The organism is Sphingomonas sp. 179-I 2A4 NHS (assembly GCF_045369135.1).
Taxonomy (GTDB): Bacteria; Pseudomonadota; Alphaproteobacteria; order Sphingomonadales; family Sphingomonadaceae; genus Sphingomonas.
Window position 1 is genome coordinate 1 of the sequence record NZ_JBIQFL010000036.1, and the last position, 1671, is coordinate 1671.

Here is a 1671-nt window from a genome sequence, read left to right on the forward strand (position 1 = left end):
CCCACATTTCCCAAGTAAGGCGCTGATTTCGCTGTCCTGACCATTATATTTCCTATATAAAACATGGTATTGAAGGCTGCGAGGGGCGCGTTTCATGGATCACCCAGAGGGTGCGGGCTTGCAACGGGCAGATCGGGTGGATTTCGACCCTCGCGTGCGGCTGGAATTTCGCGGCACGCAGCTCAGTTCCGACGGCGGCCTTCTGGTGATGCGCGAGCTTGATGACGCGCTCGGGTTGTCCGATTTGGCGTCAGCGGCGCTGCGCGATACTCGCTCTGGCAAGAACACGGTCCATCGGCTCGACGGCCTGTTCCGGCAATCAGTCTTTGGGCGGCTGGCCGGATACGAGGATGTCAACGACGCCAACCGTCTCGCCTGCGATCCGGTCATGCGCCAAGTTGTCGGCGGCAGAGCGGTCGATGCACAAGCGGCCTCGGCATCGCAGATGGGACGGTTCGAGACCGAGACGCTGGCTCTGGCCGGGAACCGTGCCGCGCTGGCCGACCTGAACGGGCAATGGATCGACCGGTTCCATGACCGTAACGGGCTGAAGTACATCGTTCTGGACATGGACAGCTCGGTCAGCCCGACCCATGGCGACCAGGAAGGGTCCGCCTGGAATGGCCATTTCGACTGTAGCTGCTATCACCCCAACTTTCTGTTCAACCAGTTCGGGATGCTGGAACGCTGCGCCCTGCGCCATGGCAACGTCCACAGCGCCGATGGCTGGCGTGATGTTCTCGACCCCGTCATTGCGCGCTACGCGGAGCGCGACCTTGGTGGCAGGTTCTTCCGGGCCGATGCTGCCTACGCGATCCCGGCGATCTATGAGCGATTGGAAGAAGCGCGGTTCTTCTACGCCATCCGGCTGCCCGCAAACGCGGTCCTCAAGGACAAGATCGCGCATCGGCTAACGCGCCCTGTCGGGCGGCCGTCACTGACCAAGGTCAAGCGGTTCTTCGAGGAATTCGAGTATCAGGCGGCGTCCTGGGACAAGGAACGCCGGGTGATCGCCAAGATCGAATGGCATCCGGGCGAACTGTTCCCGCGTGTCGGCTTCATCGTCACCAACCTGCCGATGGAGCCGGACTGGGTGGTGCGGTTCTACAACCAGCGCGGCACCGCCGAGCAGCACATCAAAGAGGGCAAATACGCCTTTCGCTGGACGCGGCTGTCGTGCCGGAAGTTCCGCGACAATGAGGTGCGGCTGCAACTGCACGCCCTGGCGTACAACCTGGCCACCTTCTTGCGCTGCATCGAGCTGCCCGAGGCCATGGCCGACTGGTCGTTGACCAGCCTGCAACTGAAGCTGATCAAGATCGGGGCACGTGTGGTCCGTCACGCCCGCACCATCACCTTCCAGCTGGCCGAGGTCGCTGTCACCGGCACGATGGTACGCGCCATCCTCGCCGCTATCCGCCGATTGCGAGCGCCACCGCTATGCGCATGATCGCGATCCACGCTCAAACTGAACGAAAGCGGCTGGACAGATCTGTCCGCTGCGCTGAAAAACGCCGCCCCTGGGCAAGGAAACAGCGGCTTCGCGGTCTGATCCGTCCAGATCCAGCAGTCTGCGCGACCGCAGGTGCCGCTTGCGGCAGAAAATCCTTGTCTAGCGCTCGGATACAGGCGATCTTCACCTCAAACGCCACGCCACTTGGGGAATGCAGG

The 1671-nt window shown here is 62.4% G+C and carries 1 protein-coding gene; it reads left to right on the plus strand.

Features of this window, described 5'->3' with window-relative positions:
* The first annotated feature begins 94 nt into the window (after positions 1 to 94).
* Positions 95 to 1450: an IS1380-like element IS1247 family transposase gene (locus ACH0CP_RS18910; protein WP_006473457.1), complete on the plus strand. Its 1356-nt coding sequence runs from the start codon at positions 95 to 97 to the stop codon at positions 1448 to 1450.
* Positions 1451 to 1671 lie beyond the last annotated feature (221 nt).